Source organism: Pseudomonas sp. (genome assembly GCF_002796985.1).
GTDB lineage: Bacteria > Pseudomonadota > Gammaproteobacteria > Pseudomonadales > Pseudomonadaceae > Pseudomonas.
Window position 1 is genome coordinate 135,707 of sequence record NZ_PEKX01000020.1, and the last position, 26,391, is coordinate 162,097.

Sequence of the window (26,391 nt, forward strand, 5' to 3'; positions counted from 1 at the left end):
GTGCCCATTGTTAGCGGACAGCTTCGCCCAGGCAAGCCGTGCGAAACGTCCTAGCGACGGATCGCTTACTCGGCGACTACAACCACATGCAGGGTTGCATCAACATCCATGTGCAGTTGCACTTCGATGTTGTATTCGCCTACAGCGCGCAGGGCGCCGTCGGGCAGGCGAACTTCGCTCTTTTCCAGCGGGTAGCCGGCAGCCGAAACGGCGTCGGCGATGTCGCGGGTGCCGATCGAACCGAACAGCTTGCCTTCGTCGCCAGCGTGCGCGCCGATGGTCACGATCAGTTCGGCCAGTTGGGCAGCACGAGCTTCAGCAACGGCTTTTTTATCAGCAGCGGCTTTTTCCAGCTCTGCACGGCGCTCTTCGAAAGCAGCGACGTTGGCAGCGGTGGCAGCGGTGGCTTTGCCCTGCGGCAGCAGGTAGTTACGAGCGTAACCGCCCTTTACGTTCAGCTTATCGCCCAGGTTGCCCAGTTTGGCGATCTTTTCCAGCAGGATGACTTCCATTTGAGTCTTACCTCTTAACTTTTAACCTTCACCGTTCGCAGCTTTCTGGCGCTTCGCCAGACGACCGCGAAAATCAAACAGACTGTCGACGACGGCGACAAGACAGATCACATTGCCCAGTACGAATACCAGCAGGTACAGCGGTGCCAGCCAGAAGCCCGGAAGCTTCTTCAGCGCAGCCAGGCCGTGCCCCAGTGCGATCCCGGCAAACAGCAGCGGGATCATGCACAGCGGCGCCAGCATGGTGGCTGCGGGACCTGCGAAGGGCAGAGCCACAACGCCGACCAGCAGCGCTACAGCCGTGCCCGGCGACAAACGCAGTGCGCGGAACTCGCGGCCAAACCCTTCCGGGTTGAACAGTACTGCTTGCCAATAACGCGCCAGCATCAGGCACAACAGGCTGATTGTCTGCAGCGAGGCTGCCATCAGGCCGGTGATGGTCGGAACCATCTCCGCCTGCAGGGCGGCCATCTGTTCCGGCGAAAGCTTGGCTTCGGCCAGAACCTGCGGCAGTGCCTTGCCAAATGCATCGGCAAGACCCTCAATCAACCCGGCCGACACCGTGCTGAGCAGCAGCACGAACACCGCACCGAGCACAACGCTCGCCAGCATCACCTGGTTCCAGGACACCTTGCTGCGCAGAACCTGCGCCAGCACGGCACTACCCACCAGAACCAGACTCACGCTGGGGTCACCCAGGTACCACCAGGCCAGTGCCGGAAGCAGCGCCCAGGCCAGGATGCCAAAGGCATCGCTGGGACCACGGCGCAACAGCACCAGACTGCCTGCTGCGGCACCGAGCCAGAACAACGGCTGCAGTACCGCGGCTGCGACGACCACCAGGATCGCCTGCATGCGGCCTCGCATGACAAATTCAGCCAATGCGCGCATGCGATCTATCCATCAATTCCAGTCGACTGCCCGATCAACGGCCGTGGCTGTCGGTGTAGGGAAGCAGGGCCAGGTAGCGGGCGCGCTTGATAGCGGTCGCCAGCTGACGCTGGTACTTGGCCTTGGTGCCGGTGATACGGCTCGGAACGATCTTGCCGGTTTCGGAAACGTAGGCCTTCAGGGTGTTGAGATCCTTGTAATCGATCTCTTTCACGCCTTCAGCGGTGAAACGGCAGAACTTACGACGACGGAAGAAACGTGCCATGTGTGTGGCTCCTCAATACTGGTCCGGGATTACTCGTCAGCGCTGTCGCGGCTATCATCGCCGTCAGCGGACTCGCCCTCGTTCGATTCGGGACGCTCACGGCGCTCACGGCGCTCGTTGCGGCTCTCTTCGGCCTTCAGCATTTCGGACTGGCCGGTAACGGCTTCGTCGCGACGGATGACCATGTTACGGATCACGGCGTCGTTGTAACGGAAGTTGTCTTCCATTTCTGCCAGGGCCTTGGCGGTGCACTCGACGTTCATCAGAACGTAGTGAGCCTTGTGCACGTTGTTGATGGCGTAAGCCAGCTGACGACGGCCCCAGTCTTCCAGACGGTGGACTTTGCCGCCGTCTTCTTCGATGGCCTTGGTGTAACGCTCGACCATGCCACCGACTTGTTCGCTCTGGTCCGGGTGAACCAGGAACACGATTTCGTAATGACGCATAAATGCTCCTTACGGATTGCAGCCTGCCGACTAAGCGGTCAGACAAGGAGTGAATGATTTTTTCCTTGCCGTCTGAAACCAGTACGCGCGAACGCCTGCCCGGACGACAAGGGCCGACATTCTAGAGAAGGGGGGAAGGCGGCGCAAGGCAATTGACGATTATTTGTACAGCTGGAGCGAGAGCTCCTGTTAGGAGCGAGCTTGCTCGCGAACGGGATCGACACCGTGCCGGTCCGGTTCGCGAGCAAGCTCGCTCCTACAAAAGCGTTGTCAGGCGCCAGCCTTGGGCTGGCGTTGGCGGACGATCTCGAACAGGCATACGCCGGTGGCCACCGAGACGTTCAGGCTGCTGACGCTGCCCTGCATCGGCAGCTTGGCCAGGTAGTCGCAATGCTCGCGCGTCAGGCGGCGCATGCCCTTGCCCTCGGCGCCCATCACCAGCACGGTCGGCCCGGTGAGGTCGAGCTCGTAGAGCATCTGGGTCGCCTCACCGGCCGTACCGACGATCCACAAGCCACGCTGCTGGAGCTTCTCCAGGGTGCGCGCGAGATTGGTCACGGCGACCAGCGGGATCACCTCGGCGGCGCCGCAGGCGACTTTGCGAACAGTGGCGTTGAGGGTGGCGGACTTGTCCTTCGGCACGATGACCGCCAGCGCGCCCGCCGCATCGGCGGTGCGCAGGCAGGCGCCGAGGTTGTGCGGGTCGGTCACGCCGTCCAGCGCCAGCAAAAGCGCCGGGCCAGTGGAGCGCTCCAGCAGCTCCTCCAGCATGTTCTCGCCCCACACCTGGCTCGGGCTGACCTCAGCGACCACGCCCTGGTGCACGCCTTCGGCCCACTCGTCCAGCTCCTTGCGGTCGCGCGTCCCCACAGGAACGCGCACCTGACCCGCCAGCTCGACCAGCGCCTGGACGCGTGGATCATGCCGACCTTCGGCCAGCCACAGCTGCTTGACCCGCTTCGGGTGATGGCGCAGCAGCGCTTCTACGGCATGAACCCCGTAGACCTTTTCCCACTGACTCATTTCTTCGCCTTACGCTTGCTGCTGGCCGGAGCGCCGCCAGTCGCGCCGACCTTGGGCGCGGCGGAACCCTTGCGGTGCTTGCTCGACTTGCCGGAGCGGGCTTTCTGTTTCGAGGGATTGCGCGGCTTGCCTGCCGCAGGCGCGCCCTTGCCGCTGCCAGCTGCCGGTTTGTGGCCGCCGACCTTGGCTTCGTCGAGCAGCGCTTTCTTCACTTCACGACTCTTGCGCACATCGGTATTGCCAAGCATTTCCTCGGCCTTGGCGAGCATCTCCGGGGCCACCGATGGCAACGCCTGGACCACACCAACCCTGCGCTTGCGCGGCTGCACGGCGACATCAGGAGCAAGGTACGGATCGTCCGCAACAGCGCGAGGAGCCCGGGCCGGGGTTTCTTTCGCCGCCGCCCCCTTGAGAGCCTTGCCCTTGGCGACCTTGCCTGACGCCTTGCCTTTGGCCGGCTCAGCCTTCTCGCCACGCTTCTTGCGGCCGATAGGTGCGCTGAGCACGTTGTCGGACAGCTCGAAGTCGATCTTGCGCTCATCCAAGTCGACGCGCGCCACGACGACCTCAACGGTATCGCCGAGGCGGAAGCTTCGGCCGGTACGCTCACCACTCAGGCGGTGATGCACGGCATCGAAGTGGTAGTAGTCGCCAGGCAGCGCGGTGACATGCACCAGGCCTTCGACGTAGATATCACTCAGCTCGACGAAGATGCCGAAGCCGGTTACCGCCGTGATCACACCCGGGAAGGTCTCGCCCACGCGCTCGCGCATGAACTCGCACTTCAGCCAGTTGGTGACATCGCGGGTCGCTTCATCCGCACGGCGCTCGGTCATCGAGCACTGCTCGCCCAACTGCGCCAGGCGCGCCTCGTCGTACGGATAGATGCGCGCCTTGGGCATGCTGGTGGCGCCGACGCGCTGCACATGCTCGGAGGCCGCCTTGGAGCGGATCAGGCTGCGAATGGCGCGATGGGTCAGCAGGTCCGGGTAGCGGCGGATCGGCGAGGTGAAGTGGGTGTAGGCCTCGTAGTTCAGGCCGAAGTGGCCGGCATTGTCCGGGCTGTACACCGCCTGGCTCAGGGAGCGCAGCATCACGGTCTGGATCAGTTGCAGGTCCGGGCGACCCTGGATGGATTCCAGCAGCTTCTGGTAGTCCGCCGGCGTCGGGTCGCCTTTACCGCGGTAAAGGGTCAGGCCCAGCTCACCGAGGAACTGGCGCAGGTTGTTCAATTTCTCCTGCGGCGGGCCGTCGTGGACGCGGTACAGCGCGGGGATGGCGTGCTTCTCGAGGAACTTGGCGGTAGCGACGTTGGCCGCCAGCATGCATTCCTCGATCAGCTTGTGCGCGTCGTTGCGCTGGGTCGGGCGGATCTCCGAGATCTTGCGGTCCGCGCCGAAGACGATGCGGGTTTCCTGGGTCTCGAAATCGATCGCTCCGCGCACGTGACGCGCGCCGACCAGCACCTTGTACAGGTCGTAGAGAGTATTGAGGTGCGGCACCACCTTCGGCAGCTGTTCCTTCAGGCGCAGGCCTTCGGGGCTGTCCGGGGTTTCCAGGTACTGGCTGACCTTGGTGTAGGTCAGGCGCGCATGGGAGTGGATGACCGCCTCATAGAACTGATAGTCGGTCAGCTTACCGGCCTTGGAGAGATTCATCTCGCAGACCATGGCCAGGCGATCGACCAGCGGATTGAGGGAGCACAGGCCGTTGGAGAGAATCTCCGGCAGCATCGGGATCACCCGCTCGGGGAAGTACACCGAGTTGCCGCGCTTGGCTGCCTCTTCATCCAGAGCCGAACCAACCTTCACATAATGAGAGACGTCGGCGATGGCGACGAACAGCTTCCAGCCGCCACCCTTACGCTTTTCGGCATAGACCGCGTCGTCGAAGTCACGGGCATCCTCGCCATCGATGGTGACGAAAGACAGGGCGCGCAGGTCGACGCGCTTCTCTTTGTCTTTATCCAGCACCTCGGGCTTGAGCTTGGCCGCTTCCTTCTCCACCGCCTCGGGCCAGGTGTGGGGAATGTCATAGCTGCGCAGGGCGACTTCGATTTCCATGCCCGGCGCCATGTAGTCGCCGAGCACTTCCACCACCTCGCCCTGGGCCTGGCGATGCACGCTCGGCCAGACGTCGATGCGCACCTGGACGAATTGATTGTGCTTGGCCTTGCCGGCCTTGCCCGGCGGGATCAGCACTTCCTGCTGGATCTTCGGGTTGTCGGCGACAACCGTGCCGATGCCGCTCTCGTCGAAGTAACGGCCGACGATGGTCTCGTGGGCGCGCTCGACCACTTCCACCACCGCTCCTTCACGGCGACCGCGGCGGTCGAAGCCGGACACGCGCGCCAGGGCACGGTCGCCATCGAACACCAGGCGCATCTGCGTCGGGCTGAGGAACAGGTCGTCGCTACCGTCATCGGGAATCAGGAAGCCGAAGCCGTCGCGGTGGCCGGCAATGCGACCGAGGATCAGGTCGAGCTTGTCCACCGGCGCGTAGGCGCCACGGCGGGTATAGATGAGCTGGCCGTCGCGCTCCATGGCGCGCAGTCGGCGGCGCAGCGCTTCTTCCGGCTCTTCGCCGGAGAGGCCGAGCTCTTCCAGCAGTTGGGCTCGCGTCGCGGGGGCGCCGCGCTCGGCGAGATGCGCCAGGATGAGCTCACGGCTGGGAATAGGGTTGTCGTATTTTTCCGCCTCGCGGGCGGCCTCGGGATCGAGGTTTTGCCAATCGGCCATTAAAGTGCGGTCACCTTATATATAGGGGTATGGTTCGCCATCTGCTTATTGAAGCGCGAAATCCGCCTGCGGGTCAGCTTCGGGCAAGAATAAATTTTTTATCGCATCAGGGGTTTACAAGCTAAAAGGGGCTCCGTATAGTTCGCGCCCACAGCGTCAGACAGACGTTGTAACACGGAAACGATGAGCAATCATCGACTCCAGTGCCCAGGTGGCGGAATTGGTAGACGCACTAGGTTCAGGTCCTAGCGGTGGCAACACCGTGGAAGTTCGAGTCTTCTCCTGGGCACCACTTATTCAAGGATAAAGTCAGTCGACGACAGGCTTTATCAGGCGGGTTCGGAACCCTGATAACCGAACAATAGACCGTCAGATGCAACCAAGGGTTGCATCACCGCAAGTCGATGAGCGATCATCGCACCCCATGCTGAAAAGCATGCCCAGGTGGCGGAATTGGTAGACGCACTAGGTTCAGGTCCTAGCGGTGGCAACACCGTGGAAGTTCGAGTCTTCTCCTGGGCACCATCTTCAAACGAAAAAGCCGAGCACTGCTCGGCTTTTTCGTTTTTGGCTTTCCGTCATTCAGCCCCACCTCCTCTCAAGCCGCACATAATCCCAGGCTGATCTGCAGCCCGACTTTCGCCATCAGCCCATCCTCGGCGCGCGCCACCTCATCAGCCCCCCCTCCGGCCTCCCGGAACATTTACCCCAGAAACGACAACGGGCCGCATGAGCGGCCCGTTGCAGCGTACAGCTTCGAATCAGCCGAACGGATGGCGCAGCACGATCGTCTCGGCGCGGTCCGGGCCAGTGGAGATGATGTCGATGGGCGCACCGACCAGCTCCTCAATGCGCTTGATGTAAGCGCGCGCATTGGCCGGCAGACCTTCCAGGTTCTGCACACCGACGGTGGATTCGCTCCAGCCCGGCAGGTCTTCGTAGATCGGCTGCAGGCCAATGTAGCTGTCAGCATCGGTCGGGGCGTCGGTCAGCAGCTCGCCTTCGGCGTTCTTGTAACCGGTGCAGATCCGCACGACTTCCAGACCGTCGAGGACGTCCAGCTTGGTCAGGCACAGGCCGGACAGGCTGTTGATCTCGATGGCGCGACGCAGGATGACGGCATCGAACCAACCGCAACGACGGGCACGGCCGGTGGTGGCACCGAACTCGTGACCGACCTTGGCCAGGCGCGCGCCGATGTCATCGAACAGTTCGGTCGGGAACGGACCGGAACCCACGCGAGTGGTGTAGGCCTTGGTAATACCCAGAATGTAATCCAGGTACAGCGGACCGAAACCTGAACCGGTAGCAGTGCCGCCAGCAGTGGTGTTGGAGCTGGTAACGAACGGGTAGGTACCGTGGTCGATGTCCAGCAGCGAGCCCTGGGCGCCTTCGAACATGATGTTCCCGCCGGCACGGCGCAGGTCGTGCAGGGTCGAGGTCACGTCAGCCATCAGCGGCTTCAGCTCTTCGGCGTAGGCCATGCACTCGTCCAGTGTCTTCTGGAAGTCGACGGCCGGCTCCTTGTAATAGTGCTGCAGGACGAAGTTGTGGTAGTCCAGAACCTCACCCAGCTTGGCGGCGAAACGCTCGCGGTGGAACAGGTCGCCGACGCGCAGGCCACGACGGGCCACTTTGTCTTCATAAGCCGGGCCAATGCCGCGACCGGTCGTGCCGATCTTCGCGTCGCCACGGGCCTTCTCGCGAGCCTGGTCCAGGGCCACATGGAAGGACAGGATCAGCGGGCAGGACGGGCTGATGCGCAGGCGCTCGCGCACCGGTACGCCCTTCTCTTCCAGCTTGGCGATTTCACGCATCAGCGCGTCGGGCGCCAGCACCACGCCGTTGCCGATCAGGCACTGCACACCTTCGCGCAGGATGCCCGACGGAATCAGGTGCAGTACGGTCTTCTCGCCAGCGACCACCAGGGTATGACCGGCATTGTGGCCGCCCTGGTAACGCACCACGGCAGCAGCCTGGTCGGTCAGCAGGTCGACGATCTTGCCTTTGCCCTCATCACCCCACTGGGTGCCCAGGACTACGACATTCTTACCCATAAACTTGTCCCCATCGTGGATGTTCGGTGCCGGCCGCGGCCGGCAGAAACTCGTAGTGGCGCGCCTCAGAGCGCGACCACCTGCCAATTGCCATCGCGAACCAGCAACTGCTGGTCGCAGCCCGCTTCGTTAGCCGAAGCCGCATCCTGCCCGGGCAGCGCCTGAACCACGCGCACACCCTGGCGGCGCAACTGCTGCACCGCCTGCCACAAGCCAGCCCCATCGGCCGGCGCCCAGACTCCGGTGCGCGGCTCTTCGAGCTGGGCGCGGCCGAGAGTGACCAGGGTCTTGAGGTCGGTAGAAAAACCGGTGGCCGGACGAGCACGGCCGAAGTCGGCACCGATGTCATCGTAACGGCCACCCTGGGCGATGGACTCACCAACCCCAGGCACGAACGCGGCAAACACCACGCCCGTGTGATAGTGATAGCCACGCAACTCGCCAAGATCGAAGTACAGCGGCAGCTGCGGGAAACGCGCAGCCAGCGAGTCGGCGATGGCGGTCAAATCGGCCAGCGCCGCCTGGACGTTGGCCGGAGCGCCAGCAAGCACTTCACGCGCCTGCTCCAGCACTTCGCGACTGCCGCACAGCTCGGCGAGCGCGCGGAGCATGCCGGCGAGCTCGGTCGGCAACCCCTCGGTCAGCGCTGCCACTTCGTCCACGGCCTTGCGCTGCAGGGCGTCGAACAGCAGTTGCTCGACTTCGCCGGACAGCCCGGCAGCCTGGGCCAGACCACGGTAAATGCCGACATGACCGAGGTCCATGTGGATATCCGGCACCTGGGCCATCTCGAGCATGTCGAGCAGCAAACTGATGACCTCGACGTCGCCGGCCGAGCCGGTATTGCCGTAGAGCTCGGCACCCAGCTGGATCGGGCTGCGCGAAGTGGCCAGTGCACGCGGGCGGGCATGCAGCACGCTGCCGGCATAGCACAGGCGGTTCGGGCCATCGCGCCGCAGGCTGTGGGCGTCCATGCGCGCCACTTGCGGCGTGATGTCCGCGCGAAAACCCATCAGACGGCCGGAAGCCGGATCGGTGACCTTGAAGGTACGCAGGTCCAGATCCTGGCCGGCACCGGTCAGCAGGGATTCCAGGTATTCGATATGCGGGGTGACGACGAACTCGTAACCCCAGCGCTGGAACAGGTCCAGCACCTGACGGCGGGCTGCTTCAACGCGCGCCGCCTCCGGTGGCAGCACTTCTTCGATCCCATCTGGCAGTAGCCAGCGATCTACCGTTGCCATGTCGCCTCTCCCCTTTTAAGCCGGGCGGCACTTCAATGAATGCAGTAAAGAAGGACGGTGCCGAGCAGCATACTGCCCAGCCCGATGAGTCTCAGGCCACGATCGCCCAGGCGACCGAGCCCGCTCACGGCGTTACGCCAACCGCGCGGAGTCAGGAACGGAAGGATGCCTTCCAGCACCAACGACAGACAGGGCGCTTTGCCGAATTCCTGCCACTGGGTTCCTGCACGTGATTCTCGCAGACGCAAAAAAGCCGGGATTTCCCGGCTGCCCCATGATAACACGATTTCTCCGGCGGGCGCTGCCGCCCGCCGGAGATTGACTCAGGGTTTAGCTTTTTCCAGGTAGCGGAAGAACTCGTTGTTGGGGTCTAGCACCAACACGTCCTTCTTGTCCGCGAAGCTCTCGCGATAGGCCTTGAGGCTCCGGGTGAAGGCATAGAACTCCGGATCGGCAGTGTAGGCCTTGGCGTAGATCGCCGCCGCCTTCGCATCGCCGTCACCGCGGGTCTCTTCCGACTCACGATAAGCCTCCGCCAGCAGCACGCGACGCTGACGATCGGCATCCGCGCGGATACCCTCGGCCAGTTCGCGGCCCTTGGCGCGGTGCTCGCGAGCTTCACGCTCACGCTCGGTGCTCATGCGCTCGAACACGCTGCGGTTCACTTCCTTGGGCAGGTCAATGGCCTTGACGCGAACGTCGACCACCTCGATACCCAGCTCCTTCTGCGCCATGCGGTTCAGCGAAGCGGTGATATCGCCCATCAGCGCATCACGCTCACCGGACACCACCTCGTGCAGGGTGCGCTTACCGAACTGGTCACGCAGACCGGCTTCCAGGCGACGGGACAGACGCTCGTCGGCGATCTGCTTCATGCCGGATGTCGCGGTGTAGAAGCGCTCGGCATCGGAGACGCGCCACTTGGCGTAGGCGTCGACCATTACCGCTTTCTTCTCCAGCGTGAGGAAGCGCTGGGTCGGCGAGTCCAGGGTCAGCAGGCGGCCGTCGAACTTGCGCACCGTGTTGACGTACGGAATCTTGAAGTGCAGGCCGGGCTTCACGTCCGGCTCGACCACGCGACCAAAGCGCAGCATGACGGCACGCTCGGTCTGTTGCACCACGTAGACGCTGCTCCAGACGGCAACAGCAACCACCACACCCGCGATGAGGGCGATCAGGGACTTGTTACTCATCAGCGGCTCTCCCGGGTACGCGTGTCACGCTGCTGCAGGTCGTTGGCTACCCGCGAACCAATATCCGGCGCGCTGCTGCTCGCGCTCGGCGTACTGCTCGGAGTTGCCGAACCGCGGCCATCCATCATCTTGTCCAGCGGCAGGTAGATCAGATTGTTCTGCCCCTGCTTGCCAGTGACCAGCACCTTGCTGGTCTGACTCAGGACATCCTGCATGGTGTCCAGGTACAGACGTTGACGCGTGACGTCCGGCGACTTGTGGTACTCGCCAGCCAGCTTGGTGAAGCGGTCCGACTCACCCTGGGCGCGAGCGACGACTTCATCGCGATAGCCGTTGGCTTCCTCGATGATGCGCTGGGCCTGGCCACGAGCCTCTGGCACCACACCATTGGCGTAGGCTTCGGCCTGGTTCTTCTCACGCTGCTCATCCTCGCGGGCACGGATCACGTCGTCGAACGCTTCCTGTACTTCACGCGGCGCGGCGGCACTCTGGATGTTCACCTGGGTCACCGTGATACCGGTCTTGTAGGTATCAAGGAAACGCTGCAGACGCTCCCGCACCTCGGTGGCCATCTGTTCACGGCCCTCGGTGAGGATCTTGTCCATGGTGGTCGAGCCAGCCACGTGGCGCAGGGCGCTTTCGGTGGCGTGCTGCAGGCTTACTTCCGGCTGGTCGACGTTGAGCACGAAGTCCTTCAGGTTGCTGACCTTGTATTGCACGGTCAACGGAACCTCGACGATGTTCTCGTCCTCGGTGAGCATCTGACCCTGCTTGCTGTAGGCACGCTCGCGGGTGACGTTCTCCTGGAACTTCTTGTCGATCGGTGGGAAGTAGATGTTCAGGCCAGGCCCTACGGTCTCGTGGTACTCACCGAAGCGCAGGATCACTGCCTGCTCCTGCTCGTCCACGACGTAGATGGCGTTGTACAACCACAGCACGACGAGAATCGCCAGGCCAATGCCGAACAGGCCAAGACTACCGCCTCGACCACTGCCACCACCGCCCGACCCACTGCCGCGCTTGGGTTTACCGAAAATTCCGTTCAGGCTGTCTTGCAGCTTGCGGAAGGCTTCATCCAGATCAGGAGGGCCCTGGCGGCCGCCACCACGGCGTCCACCCCAAGGGTCCTGGTCGTTCTTGTTCGAGTTGTCACCCGGCTCATTCCAAGCCATAGCGCTCTCCATCTGATAACGCGAAAACGCGCCTGCGGCGCGCCCACCTATGCTACCGAATGCCCCTTGCCCTGCCAAAAGCAGTGTGCCGGGCTTTATTGCAAAGTGTGTTGCGCAATGAACTCCGCCGGCTGCCAGCCTTCGCGGCTCACCAAGCGGTTCAACTCGACACGCGGCAGGCGAACCTGCAATACGGCGCGCCCTTGTTCGTCGTGCCCTTCGGACTGTACCGCACCCAGCTCGAAGAACTGAGCCCGGAGTCGCCCCAGGCGCTGCGGCAGGCAGAGCGTTCCCACGAACATGTCCTCCCCCAGCAACTCGGCAACTGCCTGCTCCAGCAACTCCAGCCCGCGCGACTCACGCGCCGACAGCCAGACGCGGACCGGTCTACCCAGCTCGTCGCGCTGGATCATCGGCTGCATGTCCGGGAGCAGATCGATCTTGTTGTACACCTCGAGCATCGGCAACTCGTGCGCGCCGATTTCCTGAAGTACCGCCAGTACCTGCTCGATCTGCGCATCGCGGTCCGGCTCGTGAGAGTCGATTACGTGCAGCAGCAGATCGGAGTTGCTGGACTCTTCCAAGGTAGCCCGAAACGCCTCCACCAGCTTGTGCGGAAGGTGACGAATGAAACCCACAGTGTCGGCCAGCACGATCGGCCCGACGTCATCCAGCTTCAGACGGCGCAGGGTCGGATCGAGGGTGGCGAACAACTGATCGGCAGCGTAGACCTCGGAGGTGGTCAGCGCGTTGAACAGCGTGGACTTGCCGGCGTTGGTGTAGCCCACCAGGGACACCGCCGGAATTTCCGCACGGCGACGGCCACGGCGAGCCTGCTCGCGCTGGCTACGAACCTTCTCCAGGCGTGACTTGATCTGGCGGATACGCCCACGCAGCAGACGACGGTCGGTTTCCAGCTGGGTTTCACCCGGGCCACGCAGGCCGATACCGCCCTTCTGGCGTTCAAGGTGAGTCCAGCCGCGCACCAGGCGCGTGCTCATGTGTTCGAGCTGGGCGAGTTCCACCTGCAGCTTGCCCTCATGGGTGCGGGCGCGCTGGGCGAAGATGTCGAGAATCAAACCCGTACGATCGAGCACGCGACATTCGAGCGCTCGCTCGAGGTTGCGCTCCTGGCTCGGCGTGAGGGTGTGATTGAAGATGATCAGCTCGACCTTCTCGGCGTGGACGAGGTCGTGCAACTCTTCGACCTTGCCGCTGCCGATCAGGTACTTGGCTGAGGGCTGATGGCGCGAAATGCTAACGAAAGCAACCGACTCCGCGCCTGCCGAACTGGCCAGCTCCTGGAATTCCTGCGGGTCTTCGCGCGCCTCGGGGTCCTGACCTTCCAGATGGACCAGAATGGCCCGCTCCCCACCACCTGGGCGCTCAAAGAACAAGGCGGACTCCCGTCAAACGTTGCCCGGCTCGGCCGGTTGGTCCGCTGTGGGCAGGCGCACGGGGCGGCTGGGAACCACGGTGGAAATTGCGTGCTTGTAGACCATCTGGCTGACAGTGTTCTTCAGCAGGATGACAAACTGGTCGAAGGATTCGATCTGACCCTGCAGCTTGATGCCGTTGACCAGGTAGATGGAAACCGGAACGCGTTCTTTGCGCAGGGTATTGAGGTAAGGGTCTTGTAGCGAATGCCCTTTTGACATATGCCGCACTCCTTGTAAGGGTAAATAACTGATTTGATTAGTAGTCGAATTTGGCTTAACGCCGTCCTGAACCCCAAGGATAGACGGCCGGAATTAAGGTCTCGAGCTTATATGGAGACCGCCTCAAAGTATTTCAAGGCACGCGGCAAATTGTCGCCTGCCTGACTGTCCAACCAGTGTAGATCGCTCCAGCTGCGGAGCCAGGTGAACTGGCGCTTGGCCAACTGCCGCGTGGCGATGACGCCGCGCTCCACCATCTCAGCGTAGGACAGTTTGCCCTCGAGGTATTCCCATACCTGTCGGTAACCCACCGCTCTTATGGACGGCAGCCCCACGTGCAAGTCACTCCTTGCCCGAAGGCGTTCGACCTCGGCGATGAAGCCCTGTTCCAGCATCTGGTCAAAACGTTGCGCGATACGCGCGTGCAACACCTGGCGCTGCAGAGGCGCGATCGCCAGATGGGCCACAGTATACGGTAATTGCCCACCGCCTTGCGCGCCGAAACCCGCATTTTCACTCGCCTGGCGCAGGCGGTGTGCAGTCATGGACATACCGCTTGCGCGATACACCTCAAGGGCTCGAACAAGGCGCTGGGGATCATTCGGGTGGATGCGCGCGGCCGACTCCGGATCGACGCGGGCCAGCTCCTGGTGCAAGGCGCCCCAGCCTTCAGCGGCGGCCCAGGCTTCCAGTTCGGCGCGCAAATCAGGGTCGGCGCCAGGCATGTCGGCCAGGCCTTCCAGCAATGCCTTGAAATACAACATGGTGCCACCAACCAGCAGCGGGATACGTCCGGCCGCAGTGATCTCGGCCATAGCTGCCAGGGCATCGGCGCGGAATTCCGCCGCCGAATAGGCCTCACTGGGGTCGCGAATGTCGATCAGGCGGTGCGGAAACTCCTCCAGCACGTCACGGGACGGCTTGGCGGTACCGATGTCCATGCCGCGATAGATCAGCGCCGAATCCACGCTGATCAGCTCCACGGGCAGCAGGCGCGCCAGCTCCAGCGCCAGGTCGGTCTTGCCGGCGGCGGTGGGGCCCATGAGGAAAATTGCGGGAGGCAGGGACATCGGGGGCTCGTTATTACGTACTGCTGGTTATTGCGAACTGCTGAATCGATTGGCGCGCAGTTTACTGCACTTTCCTGAACGCAAGCTTACGAAAAATCAACGTCCGCGCAGGAACAGCTTGTCCAGCTCATCGAGCCCCAGCTGGGTCCAGGTCGGCCGACCGTGGTTGCACTGGCCGCTGCGCTCGGTCACTTCCATGTCACGCAGCAGGCCGTTCATTTCCGGCAGGGTCAGGCGGCGGTTGGCGCGCACGGCGCCGTGACAGGCCATGGTGCCGAGCAGTTCGTTGAGGTGTGCCTGGATGCGGTCACTGGTGCCGTACTCCAGCAGGTCGGCGAGCACGTCGCGCACCAGCTGGGTCGCCTCGGCCTGCTTGAGCAGCGCGGGAATCTGGCGGATCGCCAGGGTTTCCGGGCCGAGTCGCTGCAGCTCGAAGCCGAGCTTGGAGAACCAACTCCCGTGCTCCTCCGCGCAGTCCGCCTCACGCTCGATGACAGCGATGGATTCGGGTACCAGCAGCGGCTGGCCGCGCAGGCCTTCGCTGGCCATGGCGGTCTTCAGGCGCTCGTACATGATGCGTTCGTGGGCGGCGTGCATGTCCACCAGCACCAGGCCATGGGCGTTCTCCGAGAGGATGTAGATACCCTTTAGCTGCGCCAGGGCATAACCCAACGGCGGCACGTCCTGGCTGCTTTCCGGCAGCGCCTGGGGCATCTGGCCGGGCAGCGGCGCGAAGTAGGCCTTATAGGCGCCCTGGGCTTCCTGAATAGGCGGCAGCTCCGGGCGCGTCGGCTGATAGCTGTAGCCACCGCCGCCACCACTGGAGCCCCCGGAAGACGAACTCGGCTGCCAGGCACGCGCGGCGGCCGGGGCCTCCAGCACGGTTTCGGACAGGCGCATCTCACCCTGCGGGCCAAACTCACCCGCCTCCGCACCGGTAGGGCGCGCCACGGTCAGGGTGGTGGCTCCCGGCGGCGCCAGCTGGTCGTCAGGGCGCACTTCCGCCAGCGCCCGGTGCAGGGTGCCGTAGAGGAAGTCGTGGACCATGCGGCTGTCGCGGAAACGCACTTCATGCTTGGTCGGGTGGACGTTGACGTCCACCACCGACGGGTCGACCTCGAAGAACAGCACGAAGGTCGGATGGCGGCCGTTGTAGAGCACGTCGCGGTAGGCCTGGCGTACCGCGTGGGCGACCAGCTTGTCGCGCACCATGCGGCCATTCACGTAGAAGTACTGCAGGTCCGGCTGGCTGCGAGAGAAAGTCGGCAGGCCGACCCAGCCCCACAGGTGCAGACCGTTACGCTCCACTTCGATGGGCATGGCCTGCTCGAGGAAGCCGGCACTGCACACGGCACCCACGCGACGGGCACGGGAGGCCTCGTCCTTGGCTTCATGCAGCGAGAGAATGGTCTTGCCGTTGTGGCGCAGGTGGAAAGCCACGTCGAAACGCGCCAGGGCCAGACGCTTGATGACTTCCTGCAGGTGATCGAATTCGGTCTTCTCGGCGCGCAGGAACTTGCGCCGCGCCGGGGTGTTGAAGAACAGGTCGCGCACTTCGATGCTGGTGCCCACCGGATGGGCCGCCGGCTTCACCGTGGACTCCATGTCGCGACCTTCGACCTCGACCTGCCAGGCCTGATCGGCGTCAGCGGTACGGGAAGTCAGGGTCAGGCGCGAGACGGAACTGATCGAGGCCAGCGCTTCGCCACGGAAGCCCAGGCTCATCACCCTCTCCAGGTCCTCCAGCTCGCGGATCTTGCTGGTGGCGTGGCGCGCCAGGGCCAACGGCAGATCTTCGGCGGGTATGCCACCACCGTCGTCACGTACGCGCAGCAGCTTCACACCGCCCTGCTCGACTTCAATGTCGATGCGCTTGGCACCGGCATCCAGGCAATTTTCCAGCAGCTCCTTGATGACCGAGGCCGGTCGCTCGACCACCTCGCCCGCAGCAATCTGGTTCGCCAGCCGCGGGGTCAGCAGCTGGATTCGGCGCGCCTCGCTCATTGCTGCGACGCCAGGGCGGTGCCCGGAATATTCAGCACCTGACCAACCTTCAGGGTGTCGGTCTTCAGACGGTTGGCGCTGCGGATCGAGGCGGTGCTGACGTCGTAGCGGCTGGCGATCATGCCCAGGCTCTCGCCGGCACGCACTACGTGCTCACGCGGACCGGAGGCCAACTGGCCGCCATCACGCAGCGAGGCGATGTAGGTGCCCGGCGGCGGAGTCTGCACGAAGTACTGGCGCACACCGCCAGCGATAGAGCGCGCCAGCGCTTGCTGGTGCGAGCCGCTGGCGAGCTTGGCCGATTCGTTCGGGTTGGAAATGAAGCCGGTCTCCACCAGGATCGAGGGAATATCCGGAGACTTCAGCACCATGAAGCCGGCCTGTTCCACGCGGCGTTTGTGCAGCGGGGTGACGCGGCCGACACTGGTCAGCACCTTGTGGCCGACATCCAGGCTGGAGGACATGGTGGCGGTCATCGACAGGTCGAGCAGCACGCCAGCGAGCATCTTGTCCTTGTCGTCGAGGTTGACGCCGCCGTCACCGCCGATGAGGTCGGAGCGGTTTTCCGTGTCAGCCAGCCAACGCGCGGTCTCGGAGGTGGCGCCACGGTCGGACAGGGCGAACACCGAGGCACCAAAGGCGCTGCGGCTGGGCGCGGCGTCGGCGTGGATGGAGACGAACAGGTCGGCGCCTTTCTTGCGGGCGATCACGGTGCGGTTGCGCAGCGGGATGAAGTAGTCACCGGTCCGCGTCAGTTCGGCGCGGAAGCCTTTCATCTGGTTGATCTGCCGCTGCAGTTCGCGGGCGATCGACAGGGTGATGTTTTTCTCGTGCAGGCCATTCGGGCCAAGGGCGCCAGGGTCTTCACCGCCGTGGCCGGCGTCGATGGCGATCACGATGTCGCGCTTGCCACCGCTACTGGGCGCAGGAATCTTGGCAACCGACTGCGCGGGGCTGACCGGCGTGGCCGGTACGTCGGGCGTCGGGGTCGCGGGGACGTCCGGGGCGATATCGGCGCCCTGGTCATACAGGTCGACGACCAGGCGGTTACCGTACTGCTGGTTCGGCGGCAGCACGAAGCTTTTGGGCGTGACCTGATTCTTCAGGTCCAGCACCAGACGCAGGTCGGTAGGCGTGCGCTGGGCAGAGCGCATCGCAGTGATCGGAGTATTGCCGAGCTTGAGCTTGTCGAGGGCCGCGGACATCTGCGCGCCGTTGATATCGACGACGATGCGGTTAGGCGCACTCAGGGTGAACAGACTGTGCTGCACCGGGCCGGACAGATCGAACACCAGGCGCGTGTTGTCCGGCGCGCGCCAGATGCGCACGCTCTTGATTTGCGTGGCGGCAGAAACCTCGCCGGCAAAGAATGCCAGCAGAACGGACACCCCGATAAACAACGCCCGAAGGCGCAACCCCCAACCCATCTTTTTCTATGCTCCCGTGGCCAGGGCGGCACACCAGGCTTCGCCCCGTGTTCCGTGCAGGTCGAGGCGCAGCATGCGTCCGCCCGCATGCGGAACAATGGTAATGTCCATGTCGGCCTTTGGCAAAATGCCTTTGCCGCGCTCCGCCCACTCGATCAGGCACAGAGCGTCGCCCTCGAAGTAGTCGCGAATGCCAAGGAACTCCAGCTCCTCCGGGTCGGCGAGGCGATAAAGGTCGAAGTGGAAGGCGCGGATATCGCCGATTTCGTAAGGCTCGACCAGGGTGAAGGTCGGACTTTTTACCGCTCCGCCATGGCCCAATCCCCGCAGGATGCCGCGTGACAGCGTGGTCTTGCCCGCCCCCAGGTCTCCGTGCAGATAAATCACCCCGCGCCCACCGGTCGCTTCGGCGATGCGACGGCCCAGGTCATACATGGCCTCTTCGCCCTCGGCGAACAGATTCAGTTCAGGCATGGAGACAGCTCCTCGAGCAACTGACGAACGGCAGGAATCAGATCGGTGGCCGCCAGACCGCGACCTTGCGCGCCGAGCGATTCACCGGCGCGCGCATGCAGCCAGACGGCCAGACAGGCGGCATCGAAAGCGGGCAGGCCCTGCGCCAGCAGGGCGCCAATGACGCCGGACAGCACGTCCCCCAACCCAGCGCCCGCCATGGCCGGATGGCCGTGACTGCACAGCGCCAGCGGGCCGTCCGGGGACGCGATCAGACTACCGACGCCCTTGAGCACCACCACCGCCTGGTAGCGCTGCGCCAGCGCGCGTGCAGCCTTGGGCCGGTCCGCCTGGACCTCGACGGTGGAAACACCCAGCAGCCGCGCCGCTTCGGCGGGATGGGGAGTGATCACCCAGTCGCCGGACGGGCGCGACACCCGACCCTCGGCCAGCAGATTGAGCGCATCGGCATCCCACACCTGCCGGCGCTCCAGGCTCGCCGCAGCGCTGACCAGCACCCGCCCCCAGGCTTCACGACCAACACCGGGGCCGACCACCAGCACATCGGCACGCTCGGCCAGACGCAGCAGCTCCGCGGAAGAGGAGACGCCGCGCGCCATCAGTTCGGGGCGGCGCGCCAGAGCGGCCGGCACGTGAGCGGCGCGAGTCGCCAGGGAGACCAGCCCGGCGCCACAACGCAGCGCGCTTTCCGCCGCCAGCAGCACAGCGCCTCCCATCCCGGAGTCGCCACCGATCACCAGCGCATGGCCGAACTGGCCCTTGTGCGCAGCCTTCGGGCGTGCCGCCAGACGGACCAGCGACGCCGGAGCGAGCCGGTAAGCCAGGCATTCATCGGCAATCAGAGCAGGATCGGCGTCCAGCCCGTCGAACGTCAGCTCGCCGCACTGGTCCGGGCCACTGGCGGTAAACAGCCCGAGCTTGAGACCGATGAAAGTCACGGTCAGGTCAGCCTTCACTGCGCAGCCCAGCACCTGCCCGGTATCGGCGCTGAGGCCGGAGGGAATGTCCACCGCCAGTATCGGCAGGCCGCCGGCATTGATCGCCGCGATGGCCGAGGCATAGGGCTCGCGCACTTCGCCGCCAAGGCCGGTGCCCAACAGGGCATCCACCAGCACGCCGCGCAGTTCGGCGCGCTCGCTCCAGGCCTCGATATCCACGCCGGCCGAGCGCGCTTCGCCATGGGCCGAAGCGGCATCGCCGGAAAGACGCGACGCATCCCCGACCGCCAGCACGCGCACGCGCCAGCCTGCGCGCAGGGCCAGAGCGGCAATCAGATAGCCGTCGCCGGCGTTGTTGCCGTGGCCGGCCAGCACAGTGATTTCGCCCGCGTCCGGCCAGCGGCGGCGCAGAGCGCGCCAGGCAGCATGGGCGGCGCGGCGCATCAGCTCGAAGCCGGGCGTGCCGGCGGCGATCAGGCGCGCGTCGAGGTCGCGCACTTGCTGGGCGCTGTAGAGGTTCAGGGGCAGGGCGTCGTGGGCGTCGGCAGTCATCGCGGTTCCGGGCGGCAGATTGTGTCGCCTTGGCGTTCGGGCGGGCCGACGCCGGCAAGGTCTGGCAGAATTATACGCACCCCAACTTCGCTTTCTCGCCTTCCATGCACGATTCGACACTCGACTACGCCGACCTCGCCCGCTCCATCAAGGACTGGGGGCGCGAACTCGGCTTCCAGCAAGTCGGCATCAGCGGGCTCGACCTGGAGGCCCACGGCGAGCACCTGCAACGCTGGCTGGAGGCGGGCTACCACGGCGAGATGGATTACATGGGCGCCCACGGCAGCAAGCGCTGGCGGCCGGACGAACTGGTGCCCGGCACCCTGCGGGTGGTCTCCCTGCGCATGGACTACCTGCCCGGCGACACGCGCATGGCGCAGGTACTGGGGGATGCCGAGAAAGCCTACGTCTCGCGCTACGCCCTGGGCCGCGACTACCACAAGCTGATCCGCAAGCGCCTGCAACAGCTGGCCGAGCGCATCCAGCAACAGGTCGGACCGTTCGGCTTCCGCGCCTTCGTCGACAGCGCGCCGGTGCTGGAAAAGGCCATCGCCGAGCAGTCGGGCCTGGGCTGGATCGGCAAGAACACCCTGGTACTCAACCGCAAGGCCGGCAGCTACTTCTTCCTCGGCGAGCTGTTCACCGACCTGCCGCTGCCGGTGGATGCCCCCCACGGCACCGAGCACTGCGGGCGCTGCTCGGCCTGCATCGACATCTGCCCCACCGCCGCCTTCGTCGCGCCCTATGTGCTGGATGCGCGGCGCTGCATTTCCTACCTGACCATCGAGCTGAAGGGCCCGATACCCGAAGACCTGCGCCCGCTGATCGGCAACCGCGTGTTCGGCTGCGACGACTGCCAGATGGTCTGCCCGTGGAACCGCTTCGCCCGCGCCACCGACCAGGGCGACTTCCGGCCACGCCACAGCCTGGACAACGCTGCGCTGGCGGAGCTGTTCCTGTGGACGGAAGAAGAATTCCTCAGCCGCACCGAGGGCTCGCCGTTGCGGCGGGCGGGTTACGAGCGCTGGCTGCGCAACCTGGCGGTAGGGCTGGGCAATGCGCCGTCGACCATCCCGGTGATCGAGGCGCTGCGCGCGCGGCGCGAGTTCCCGTCGGAACTGGTGCGCGAGCATGTGCAGTGGGCGCTGGGCCGGCACAACGTTTGACGCGAAGGCTTTTCGTAGGAGCGAGCTTGCTCGCGAGCAGCCCCGCAGCGGAGGTTGTTCGCGAGCAAGCTCGCTCCTACAAGAGCAGAATCACGCCGGTCAGACCTTGATGAAATGCTCGCGGTAATAGCGCAGCTCGGCGATGGACTCGCGGATGTCGTCCAGCGCCAGGTGGGTGTTGCCCTTCTTGAAGCCGTCACGCACCGCCGGGGCCCAGCGTGCGGCCAGTTCCTTGAGGGTGGAGACGTCCAGGTTGCGGTAGTGGAAATAGCCTTCCAGCTTGGGCATGTGCCGGTAGAGGAAGCGGCGGTCCTGGCAGATGCTGTTGCCACAGATCGGCGAGCTGCGCTTGGGCACCCACTTTTCCAGGAAGGCGATGGTCGCCGCTTCAGCCTCGGCCGCCGAGATGGTGCTTTCGCGCACACGCTGGGTCAGGCCGGACTGGCCGTGCTGGCGGGTGTTCCACTCGTCCATGCCGGCGAGCAGCGCCTCGCTCTGGTGCACGGCGATCACCGGGCCTTCCTCGAGGATGTTCAGCTCACTGTCGGTGACGATGGTTGCCATCTCGATGATGACGTCCTTGTCCGGGTCCAGCCCGGTCATTTCCAGGTCGATCCAGATCAGGTTCTGCGGGTTCTGCATGATGGGGCTCCTCAGCTCAGCCCTCTAGTTTAGCGGGAAGCACGCCGCTGCATGCTAAACTGCGGCGCGATTTTCCCTGTGGATACCCTATGGCCAAGCGTCACCTCACCCGCCGGCAAAGCTGGCGCATCGAAAAAGTCCAGGAAGAGCGGGCCGCCCGCGCGGCCAAGCGCGAGTCGCGTGCGCTGGAAGATCTGGAAGGCGGCGACCTGGGCGCGGAACAGACCGGCCAGGTGATCGCCCACTTCGGTGTGCAGGTAGAAGTCGAAGCCCAGGACGGCGACCACGCCGGCCAGGTGTTCCGTTGCCACCTGCGCGCCAACCTGCCACCCCTGGTGACGGGCGACCAGGTGGTCTGGCGCCCCGGCAACCAGGGCATCGGGGTGATCGTCGCGCAGTTGCCGCGAACTTCCGAGCTGCGCCGCCCGGACATGCGCGGCGTGCTCAAGCCGGTGGCGGCCAACGTCGACCGCATCGTCATTGTCTTCGCGCCGCGCCCCGAGCCCCACGCCAACCTGATCGACCGTTACCTGGTGGCCGCCGAGCACGCTGGTATCAAGCCGCTGCTGCTGCTGAACAAGGCCGACCTGATCGACGAGGAGAACGCCCCCTTCCTCGACTCGCTGCTGGGCACCTACCGCGAGCTGGGCTACCCGCTGCTGGAAGTCTCGGCCGCCAACGGCCTGGCGCTGGACGCCCTGCGCGCCGCGCTGAACGAGCACGTCAGCGTGTTTGTCGGCCAGTCCGGCGTGGGCAAGTCTTCTCTGGTGAACGCGCTGCTTCCAGGCGTCGACACCCGTGTTGGCGACCTCTCGGAAGTCACCGGCAAGGGCACCCACACCACCACCACCGCACGGCTGTTCCATTTCCCCGCCGGCGGCGACCTGATCGACTCCCCCGGCATCCGCGAATTCGGCCTCGGCCATGTCAGCCGTGACGACGTGGAAGCAGGCTTCATCGAATTCCATGATCTGCTCGGCCACTGCCGCTTCCGCGACTGCAAGCACGACCGTGAGCCGGGCTGCGCGCTGCTCAAGGCGCTGGAAGACGGGCGCATTTCGCCGCAGCGGATGGCCAGCTACCGACACATCCTCTCCAGCCTGCCGGCAGACGAGTACTGATCGGCGGATACCTGTAGGAGCGAGCTTGCTCGCGAACAACTCCCCTGCGGAGCCGTTCGCGAGCAAGCTCTCTCCTACGAAGAGCCTGTCTCACCGCCCCATAACGCGACAGCCGCAACGAAGAAGGCCAGCTTCTCAGCTGGCCTTCTGGTTTCTCACTGCTGCTTGTTCAGCTCATCGAGTTTCAGCGTGCCGCCGTCGTCGAACAGGTTGAGCTTCTGCTTGAGCTGGTCCGGCGGCAGCGGGTCGCCCTGCCCGGCCGCTGGCTGGGCAGGCGCACCATTGGGCGCAGCCGGCGCGGCAGCGCCCGGAGTTGCCGGAGCGGTCCCGTCGGCAGGTTTTTCCACCCCGCCATCCTGCCCCTCGATGGCGCGCTGGGCCTTCTTGGTCAGGACGATGATGTCGATGCGACGGTTCACCGGGTTCAGCGGCTTATCGCGATCGAACAGCGCCGAAGAGGCGTAGCCGACCACGCGGGCGATCTGGTCTTCCGGGTAGCCACCCGCTTCCAGCGCGCGGCGCGCGGCGTTGGCGCGGTTGGCCGAGAGCTCCCAGTTGCCGAACTCGCCGTTGCCCGCGTAAGGCTTGGCGTCGGTGTGGCCGCTGATGCTGATCTTGTTCGGCACCTGTTTGATGGTCTCGGCCAGTGCCAACAGGATGTCTTCGAAGTACGACTGCAGGCGCGCACTGCCCAGGTCGAACATCGGCCGGTTATCCGAGTCGACGATCTGGATGCGCAGGCCATCCTGGGTGATCTCAAAGAGGATCTGGTCCTTGAAGCGCTTCAGGGTCGGGTTCTCGTCGACCTTGTTCTGCAACTCCTGCAGCAGCAGTTCCAGACGTTCCTTTTCGACCTGCTCGGCGATGCTTTCCGCCTGCTGCTCATTGACCTTGGCGTTCTCGTCCGGGTTGATCCGCGTCTCATCGGCGTCCGGCTGGGCCTGGATCTGTGGGTTCAGGGTCTTGTCCGGCGCCGGCGTCGGCGTGCCGCCCAGGTCGATGACGTAGGGGCTGGCGCTCTCGGTGAAACCAATGGGGTCCTGGAAGTAGCCGGAAATGGCCTTCTTCTGCTCCGGCGTGGCCGAGGACAGCAGCCAGAGCACGAGAAAGAACGCCATCATGGCGGTAGCGAAGTCGGCAAAGGCGATCTTCCAGCTACCGCCATGGTGGCCGGCGGCATAGCGCTTGATGCGTTTGACGATGATCGGCTGGTTGTTATCCATGCGTCAGACGACCTATCAGCGACCGCGAACGGCCTGCTCCAGCTCGCTGAAGCTCGGGCGATGCGCCGGCAGCAGCACCTTGCGGCCGAATTCGACGGCCAGCGACGGCGGCATGCCGGAGGCGGATGCGACCAGGCAGGCCTTGATCGATTCGTAGAGGTTCAGCTCTTCCTTGGCGTCATGCTCCAGGGCGTTGGCCAACGGGCCGACGAAACCGTAGGCGGCGAGAATACCGAGGAAGGTCCCCACCAGGGCCGCGGCGACGTGGTGGCCGATCTCCGCCTGGCTGCCCTGGCCGAGCAAGGCCATGGTGATCACGATGCCCAATACCGCGGCGACGATACCGAAGCCCGGCAGGGCGTCGGCCACGCGGGTCACGGCATGGGCCGGGTGCTCCAGATCTTCCTTGAGGCTGCCCAGCTCCATGTCGAACAGGCCCTCCAGCTCGTGGGGCGCCATGTTGCCGGAGGACATGATGCGCAGGTAGTCGCAGACGTACGCGGTCATGCGTTCGTCCTTGAGCACCGCCGGGTACTTGCTGAAGATCGGGCTGGCGGTCGGGTCCTCGACGTCGGCCTCGATGGCCATCATGCCTTCGCGACGACTCTTGTTGAGCACTTCGTAGAGCATCCCCAGCACTTCCAGGTAGAAGGTGTGGGTGAAGCGGTTGCCGAACATCTTCGGCGCCTTCTTCAGCACGGTCATGAAGGTGCTGCCAGGGTTGGCCTGGAGGAAAGCCCCCAGCGCCGCGCCGACGATGATCAGCACTTCGAACGGCTGGATGATGGCCGCGATCTTGCCGCCGGAGAGCATGTAGCCGCCGAGGACGCTGCCCAGAATGACGATGATGCCGATGATTTTTGCCATGGGGACCGGACTGAAACGGTGAACAGAAAGGGAGGCATGTTTCCCGCCTCCCTGTTGTTATCGGAAATTTCGGGCAAGACTATAGGCCGAAAACACTAAAAACCAGTTCGGCGCCTCCCGCATGTCTAACCAAGTGCTTCATCCCGAGCGTCTCAAGGCCTGGCTTGCCCAGCTGGAAGTGCTGCCGTTGCCCGTCCCCCTGGAGCAGCGCGATGACATTCGCCGGGCGCTGAACGACAGTCGCCGCTCGATCCGCGACATCGCCGACCTGCTGCAGGACGCACCGACCCTGGCCTTCGCCATCCTGCGCGAGGCCAACCGCGCGCAGAGCGCACGGGACAACCCGGCGGAAAGCCTGGAAGTCGCCCTTAACCGCCTGGGCCTGGCCCGCGCCAGCCAATTGCTCGACAGCTTGCCGGCGGTGCCCGAGGCGCAGATGCCCCGCGCTCTGAGCCAGTTGCTGCTGATCAGCCGCCACGCCATGCAGCAGGCCAGTGGCCTGTTCGCCAACCGCCTGGCGCGACTCTGGCAGGAAATCCACTGGGGCAGCCTGTTCACCCTGGCGCCGCTGTGGGCGCTGGCCACCGCCAAACCGGAACTGCTGGAGAACTGGCAGCGCCAGGTCTATGGCCTGGGTCGCTGCAGCAGCGAAGTCGAGGAAGAGTTGCTCGGCACCCGCCTGCTGCCGCTTTGCCGCGAGCTGGCCGAGCGCTGGCGCCTGCCGGACTGGGTCGGCCAGGGCTATGCCCTGCTCAGTGACGACAAGCGTCTGCTGGTGCGCGCCCTGCACGTCGCCCACACCGCGCACGACCCGCTCGGCCAGCAGCAACGCCTGGATGCCGACCCGGAACTGCAACGCTGGCTGACCCGGCCGGCCAACACCATCCTCCTCGCCAACAGCCTGGCGATGGCCGCCCACCAATCCTGGGGCGGTGTGCACATGCTGCGCTGGCAGCGCCTGACCAGCCTCTATCTGCAGATGCCGCTGGAGGAACTGCAGCAGACCGTCCACGGCCTCGCCGCACAGAGCGCCCGGCGCCACGCCCGCCCGCAACTCTGGCACCCGGCCCAGGCGCTGCTCTGGCCCTGGGAGGCACGTCGCTGGCTCAACGGCCCGAAGGCCGCGGAACCGGCCAGAGCGCCAGACACCCTGGCCGAATGGCGCCAGCACTGCACGCGCCTGATGCAGACGCCCAGCCCATTCGGCAATGCCGTGCAACTGCTCGACTGCACCACCGCCGCCCTGCAAGCCTGCGGGCTGCAACGCGGACTGATCCTGCTGGCCGACAAGACCGGGGGCTGGCTGCAGGCCCGCCGGCACTTCGGTCTGAGCAGCGAAATCGCCGACTTCAAGCTGGAAGTCAGCGCCAGCCCGCTGCTGCGCAAACTCCTGCAACAACCCGGGCAATTGCGCCTGAGCCCGGCCAACATGGCCGAATTCTCGGCGCTGATTCCCGGTTCGCTGAAGGCGCTGATCCCCAGCGAACACCTGCTGCTGCGCTCGCTGGGCAACGGCGCGCGGGTGATCATGCTGATCATTTCAGACCGCAACGGGCAGCCGCTGGCGGACCTGCACGCCCAGGCCTTCGGCCGCACCGCACAGTGCGTCGAACACGCGGTGAAGCAGATGGCACGGGGCGGCTGATCCGGGAAAGGTTTGCGCCCCGCCGCGTCCCCTTTAAACTAACCGCCCTCACGGGGTAGCCCA

24 protein-coding genes and 2 tRNA genes are annotated in these 26,391 nt (G+C 64.7%); 5 read left to right on the forward strand and 21 right to left on the reverse strand.

Features of this window, described 5'->3' with window-relative positions:
* Positions 1-65 precede the first annotated feature (65 nt).
* The 6 genes from rplI to rnr all read right to left on the reverse strand — a co-directional run bounded on the left by rplI (position 66) and on the right by rnr (position 5,875).
* Positions 66-512, reverse strand: a complete 447-nt coding sequence (rplI, locus tag CTR55_RS23020; RefSeq protein ID WP_296289685.1) for a 50S ribosomal protein L9 — start codon at positions 510-512, stop codon at positions 66-68.
* Between the two features lie 21 nt (positions 513-533).
* The gene (locus tag CTR55_RS23025; RefSeq protein ID WP_296289687.1) at positions 534-1,403 is read right to left on the reverse strand and encodes a hypothetical protein; all 870 of its coding nucleotides are present in this window, start codon (positions 1,401-1,403) and stop codon (positions 534-536) included.
* Between the two features lie 34 nt (positions 1,404-1,437).
* Positions 1,438-1,668 (reverse strand): 30S ribosomal protein S18, encoded by a 231-nt coding sequence (gene rpsR / locus CTR55_RS23030; protein ID WP_003095634.1) that lies wholly within the window; start codon positions 1,666-1,668, stop codon positions 1,438-1,440.
* 29 nt (positions 1,669-1,697) lie between these two features.
* A complete protein-coding gene (gene rpsF, locus CTR55_RS23035) occupies positions 1,698-2,114 on the reverse strand; it encodes a 30S ribosomal protein S6 (RefSeq protein ID WP_017518275.1) in 417 nt (138 codons plus the stop codon).
* A gap of 270 nt (positions 2,115-2,384) precedes the next feature.
* Positions 2,385-3,137, reverse strand: coding sequence for a 23S rRNA (guanosine(2251)-2'-O)-methyltransferase RlmB (gene rlmB / locus CTR55_RS23040; protein WP_296289691.1), 753 nt, complete (start codon positions 3,135-3,137; stop codon positions 2,385-2,387).
* Positions 3,134-5,875: a ribonuclease R gene (rnr, locus tag CTR55_RS23045; protein WP_296289694.1), complete on the reverse strand. Its 2,742-nt coding sequence runs from the start codon at positions 5,873-5,875 to the stop codon at positions 3,134-3,136. Before rnr ends, rlmB begins: the two co-directional genes overlap by 4 nt.
* Before the next feature lie 205 nt (positions 5,876-6,080).
* On the opposite strand from rnr, the gene CTR55_RS23050 reads away from it, so the two are divergent.
* Together CTR55_RS23050 and CTR55_RS23055 are read left to right on the forward strand one after the other, a co-directional pair.
* Positions 6,081-6,167, forward strand: a tRNA-Leu gene (locus CTR55_RS23050).
* A 146-nt stretch (positions 6,168-6,313) separates the two neighbouring features.
* Positions 6,314-6,400, forward strand: a tRNA-Leu gene (locus tag CTR55_RS23055).
* A 236-nt stretch (positions 6,401-6,636) separates the two neighbouring features.
* On the opposite strand, the gene CTR55_RS23060 is transcribed toward CTR55_RS23055, so the two are convergent.
* The 12 genes from CTR55_RS23060 to CTR55_RS23115 all read right to left on the reverse strand — a co-directional run bounded on the left by CTR55_RS23060 (position 6,637) and on the right by CTR55_RS23115 (position 19,664).
* Positions 6,637-7,932: an adenylosuccinate synthase gene (locus CTR55_RS23060; RefSeq protein ID WP_296289695.1), complete on the reverse strand. Its 1,296-nt coding sequence runs from the start codon at positions 7,930-7,932 to the stop codon at positions 6,637-6,639.
* Positions 7,933-7,997: 65 nt separating this feature from the next.
* Positions 7,998-9,176, reverse strand: coding sequence for an ATP phosphoribosyltransferase regulatory subunit (locus CTR55_RS23065; protein WP_296289696.1), 1,179 nt, complete (start codon positions 9,174-9,176; stop codon positions 7,998-8,000).
* Between the two features lie 32 nt (positions 9,177-9,208).
* On the reverse strand, positions 9,209-9,418 hold the full coding sequence (locus CTR55_RS23070) for a DUF2065 domain-containing protein (RefSeq protein WP_296290356.1): 210 nt from the start codon (positions 9,416-9,418) through the stop codon (positions 9,209-9,211).
* Between the two features lie 81 nt (positions 9,419-9,499).
* Entirely contained in the window at positions 9,500-10,369 is an 870-nt protein-coding gene (hflC, locus tag CTR55_RS23075) for a protease modulator HflC (protein WP_296289698.1), read from the reverse strand.
* On the reverse strand, positions 10,369-11,541 hold the full coding sequence (gene hflK / locus CTR55_RS23080; RefSeq protein ID WP_296289700.1) for an FtsH protease activity modulator HflK: 1,173 nt from the start codon (positions 11,539-11,541) through the stop codon (positions 10,369-10,371). The genes hflC and hflK overlap by 1 nt, the downstream gene beginning before the upstream one ends.
* Positions 11,542-11,636: 95 nt before the next feature.
* Complete coding sequence (gene hflX / locus CTR55_RS23085; protein WP_296289702.1) at positions 11,637-12,938, reverse strand: ribosome rescue GTPase HflX; 1,302 nt, start codon at positions 12,936-12,938, stop codon at positions 11,637-11,639.
* A 12-nt stretch (positions 12,939-12,950) separates the two neighbouring features.
* Complete coding sequence (hfq, locus tag CTR55_RS23090) at positions 12,951-13,199, reverse strand: RNA chaperone Hfq (protein WP_169936101.1); 249 nt, start codon at positions 13,197-13,199, stop codon at positions 12,951-12,953.
* 107 nt (positions 13,200-13,306) lie between these two features.
* The gene (gene miaA / locus CTR55_RS23095) at positions 13,307-14,269 is read right to left on the reverse strand and encodes a tRNA (adenosine(37)-N6)-dimethylallyltransferase MiaA (protein WP_296289706.1); all 963 of its coding nucleotides are present in this window, start codon (positions 14,267-14,269) and stop codon (positions 13,307-13,309) included.
* A 96-nt stretch (positions 14,270-14,365) separates the two neighbouring features.
* Positions 14,366-16,273 (reverse strand): DNA mismatch repair endonuclease MutL, encoded by a 1,908-nt coding sequence (gene mutL, locus CTR55_RS23100; RefSeq protein WP_296289709.1) that lies wholly within the window; start codon positions 16,271-16,273, stop codon positions 14,366-14,368.
* Positions 16,270-17,700, reverse strand: a complete 1,431-nt coding sequence (amiB, locus tag CTR55_RS23105) for an N-acetylmuramoyl-L-alanine amidase AmiB (protein ID WP_296289711.1) — start codon at positions 17,698-17,700, stop codon at positions 16,270-16,272. Before amiB ends, mutL begins: the two co-directional genes overlap by 4 nt.
* 6 nt (positions 17,701-17,706) lie before the next feature.
* The gene (gene tsaE / locus CTR55_RS23110) at positions 17,707-18,174 is read right to left on the reverse strand and encodes a tRNA (adenosine(37)-N6)-threonylcarbamoyltransferase complex ATPase subunit type 1 TsaE (RefSeq protein ID WP_296289713.1); all 468 of its coding nucleotides are present in this window, start codon (positions 18,172-18,174) and stop codon (positions 17,707-17,709) included.
* Positions 18,162-19,664 carry an NAD(P)H-hydrate dehydratase gene (locus tag CTR55_RS23115; RefSeq protein WP_296289714.1) on the reverse strand — a complete coding sequence of 501 codons (1,503 nt, stop codon included), beginning with the start codon at positions 19,662-19,664 and terminating at the stop codon, positions 18,162-18,164. Before CTR55_RS23115 ends, tsaE begins: the two co-directional genes overlap by 13 nt.
* A gap of 104 nt (positions 19,665-19,768) precedes the next feature.
* On the opposite strand from CTR55_RS23115, the gene queG reads away from it, so the two are divergent.
* Positions 19,769-20,830: a tRNA epoxyqueuosine(34) reductase QueG gene (queG, locus tag CTR55_RS23120; protein WP_296289716.1), complete on the forward strand. Its 1,062-nt coding sequence runs from the start codon at positions 19,769-19,771 to the stop codon at positions 20,828-20,830.
* Between the two features lie 99 nt (positions 20,831-20,929).
* Here the strand turns inward: queG and orn are convergent, their stop codons facing one another.
* Positions 20,930-21,472, reverse strand: a complete 543-nt coding sequence (gene orn / locus CTR55_RS23125; protein ID WP_296289718.1) for an oligoribonuclease — start codon at positions 21,470-21,472, stop codon at positions 20,930-20,932.
* A gap of 89 nt (positions 21,473-21,561) precedes the next feature.
* Here orn and rsgA point away from each other — a divergent pair, with 89 nt between their 5' ends.
* Positions 21,562-22,593, forward strand: coding sequence for a small ribosomal subunit biogenesis GTPase RsgA (rsgA, locus tag CTR55_RS23130; RefSeq protein ID WP_296289720.1), 1,032 nt, complete (start codon positions 21,562-21,564; stop codon positions 22,591-22,593).
* Between the two features lie 155 nt (positions 22,594-22,748).
* Here the strand turns inward: rsgA and motB are convergent, their stop codons facing one another.
* Together motB and motA are read right to left on the reverse strand one after the other, a co-directional pair.
* Positions 22,749-23,816 (reverse strand): flagellar motor protein MotB, encoded by a 1,068-nt coding sequence (gene motB, locus CTR55_RS23135; RefSeq protein WP_296289722.1) that lies wholly within the window; start codon positions 23,814-23,816, stop codon positions 22,749-22,751.
* Between the two features lie 15 nt (positions 23,817-23,831).
* The gene (gene motA, locus CTR55_RS23140) at positions 23,832-24,683 is read right to left on the reverse strand and encodes a flagellar motor stator protein MotA (protein WP_296289724.1); all 852 of its coding nucleotides are present in this window, start codon (positions 24,681-24,683) and stop codon (positions 23,832-23,834) included.
* A 121-nt stretch (positions 24,684-24,804) separates the two neighbouring features.
* Here motA and CTR55_RS23145 point away from each other — a divergent pair, with 121 nt between their 5' ends.
* On the forward strand, positions 24,805-26,328 hold the full coding sequence (locus tag CTR55_RS23145) for an HDOD domain-containing protein (RefSeq protein ID WP_296289725.1): 1,524 nt from the start codon (positions 24,805-24,807) through the stop codon (positions 26,326-26,328).
* Positions 26,329-26,391: the final 63 nt, after the last annotated feature.

Bases quoted from the DNA above. Each gene is read 5' to 3' on its own strand.
- rnr (WP_296289694.1), bottom strand. From the start codon at position 5,875: ATGGCCGATTGGCAAAACCTCGATCCCGAGGCCGCCCGCGAGGCGGAA.
- rpsF (WP_017518275.1), bottom strand. From the start codon at position 2,114: ATGCGTCATTACGAAATCGTGTTCCTGGTTCACCCGGACCAGAGCGAA.
- orn (WP_296289718.1), bottom strand. From the start codon at position 21,472: ATGCAGAACCCGCAGAACCTGATCTGGATCGACCTGGAAATGACCGGG.
- CTR55_RS23065 (WP_296289696.1), bottom strand. From the start codon at position 9,176: ATGGCAACGGTAGATCGCTGGCTACTGCCAGATGGGATCGAAGAAGTG.
- hfq (WP_169936101.1), bottom strand. From the start codon at position 13,199: ATGTCAAAAGGGCATTCGCTACAAGACCCTTACCTCAATACCCTGCGC.
- rpsR (WP_003095634.1), bottom strand. From the start codon at position 1,668: ATGGCACGTTTCTTCCGTCGTCGTAAGTTCTGCCGTTTCACCGCTGAA.
- tsaE (WP_296289713.1), bottom strand. From the start codon at position 18,174: ATGCCTGAACTGAATCTGTTCGCCGAGGGCGAAGAGGCCATGTATGAC.
- rplI (WP_296289685.1), bottom strand. From the start codon at position 512: ATGGAAGTCATCCTGCTGGAAAAGATCGCCAAACTGGGCAACCTGGGC.
- mutL (WP_296289709.1), bottom strand. From the start codon at position 16,273: ATGAGCGAGGCGCGCCGAATCCAGCTGCTGACCCCGCGGCTGGCGAAC.
- CTR55_RS23025 (WP_296289687.1), bottom strand. From the start codon at position 1,403: ATGCGCGCATTGGCTGAATTTGTCATGCGAGGCCGCATGCAGGCGATC.
- miaA (WP_296289706.1), bottom strand. From the start codon at position 14,269: ATGTCCCTGCCTCCCGCAATTTTCCTCATGGGCCCCACCGCCGCCGGC.
- motB (WP_296289722.1), bottom strand. From the start codon at position 23,816: ATGGATAACAACCAGCCGATCATCGTCAAACGCATCAAGCGCTATGCC.
- rsgA (WP_296289720.1), top strand. From the start codon at position 21,562: ATGGCCAAGCGTCACCTCACCCGCCGGCAAAGCTGGCGCATCGAAAAA.
- CTR55_RS23145 (WP_296289725.1), top strand. From the start codon at position 24,805: ATGTCTAACCAAGTGCTTCATCCCGAGCGTCTCAAGGCCTGGCTTGCC.
- CTR55_RS23115 (WP_296289714.1), bottom strand. From the start codon at position 19,664: ATGACTGCCGACGCCCACGACGCCCTGCCCCTGAACCTCTACAGCGCC.
- hflK (WP_296289700.1), bottom strand. From the start codon at position 11,541: ATGGCTTGGAATGAGCCGGGTGACAACTCGAACAAGAACGACCAGGAC.
- amiB (WP_296289711.1), bottom strand. From the start codon at position 17,700: ATGGGTTGGGGGTTGCGCCTTCGGGCGTTGTTTATCGGGGTGTCCGTT.
- motA (WP_296289724.1), bottom strand. From the start codon at position 24,683: ATGGCAAAAATCATCGGCATCATCGTCATTCTGGGCAGCGTCCTCGGC.
- rlmB (WP_296289691.1), bottom strand. From the start codon at position 3,137: ATGAGTCAGTGGGAAAAGGTCTACGGGGTTCATGCCGTAGAAGCGCTG.
- hflC (WP_296289698.1), bottom strand. From the start codon at position 10,369: ATGAGTAACAAGTCCCTGATCGCCCTCATCGCGGGTGTGGTGGTTGCT.
- queG (WP_296289716.1), top strand. From the start codon at position 19,769: ATGCACGATTCGACACTCGACTACGCCGACCTCGCCCGCTCCATCAAG.
- CTR55_RS23060 (WP_296289695.1), bottom strand. From the start codon at position 7,932: ATGGGTAAGAATGTCGTAGTCCTGGGCACCCAGTGGGGTGATGAGGGC.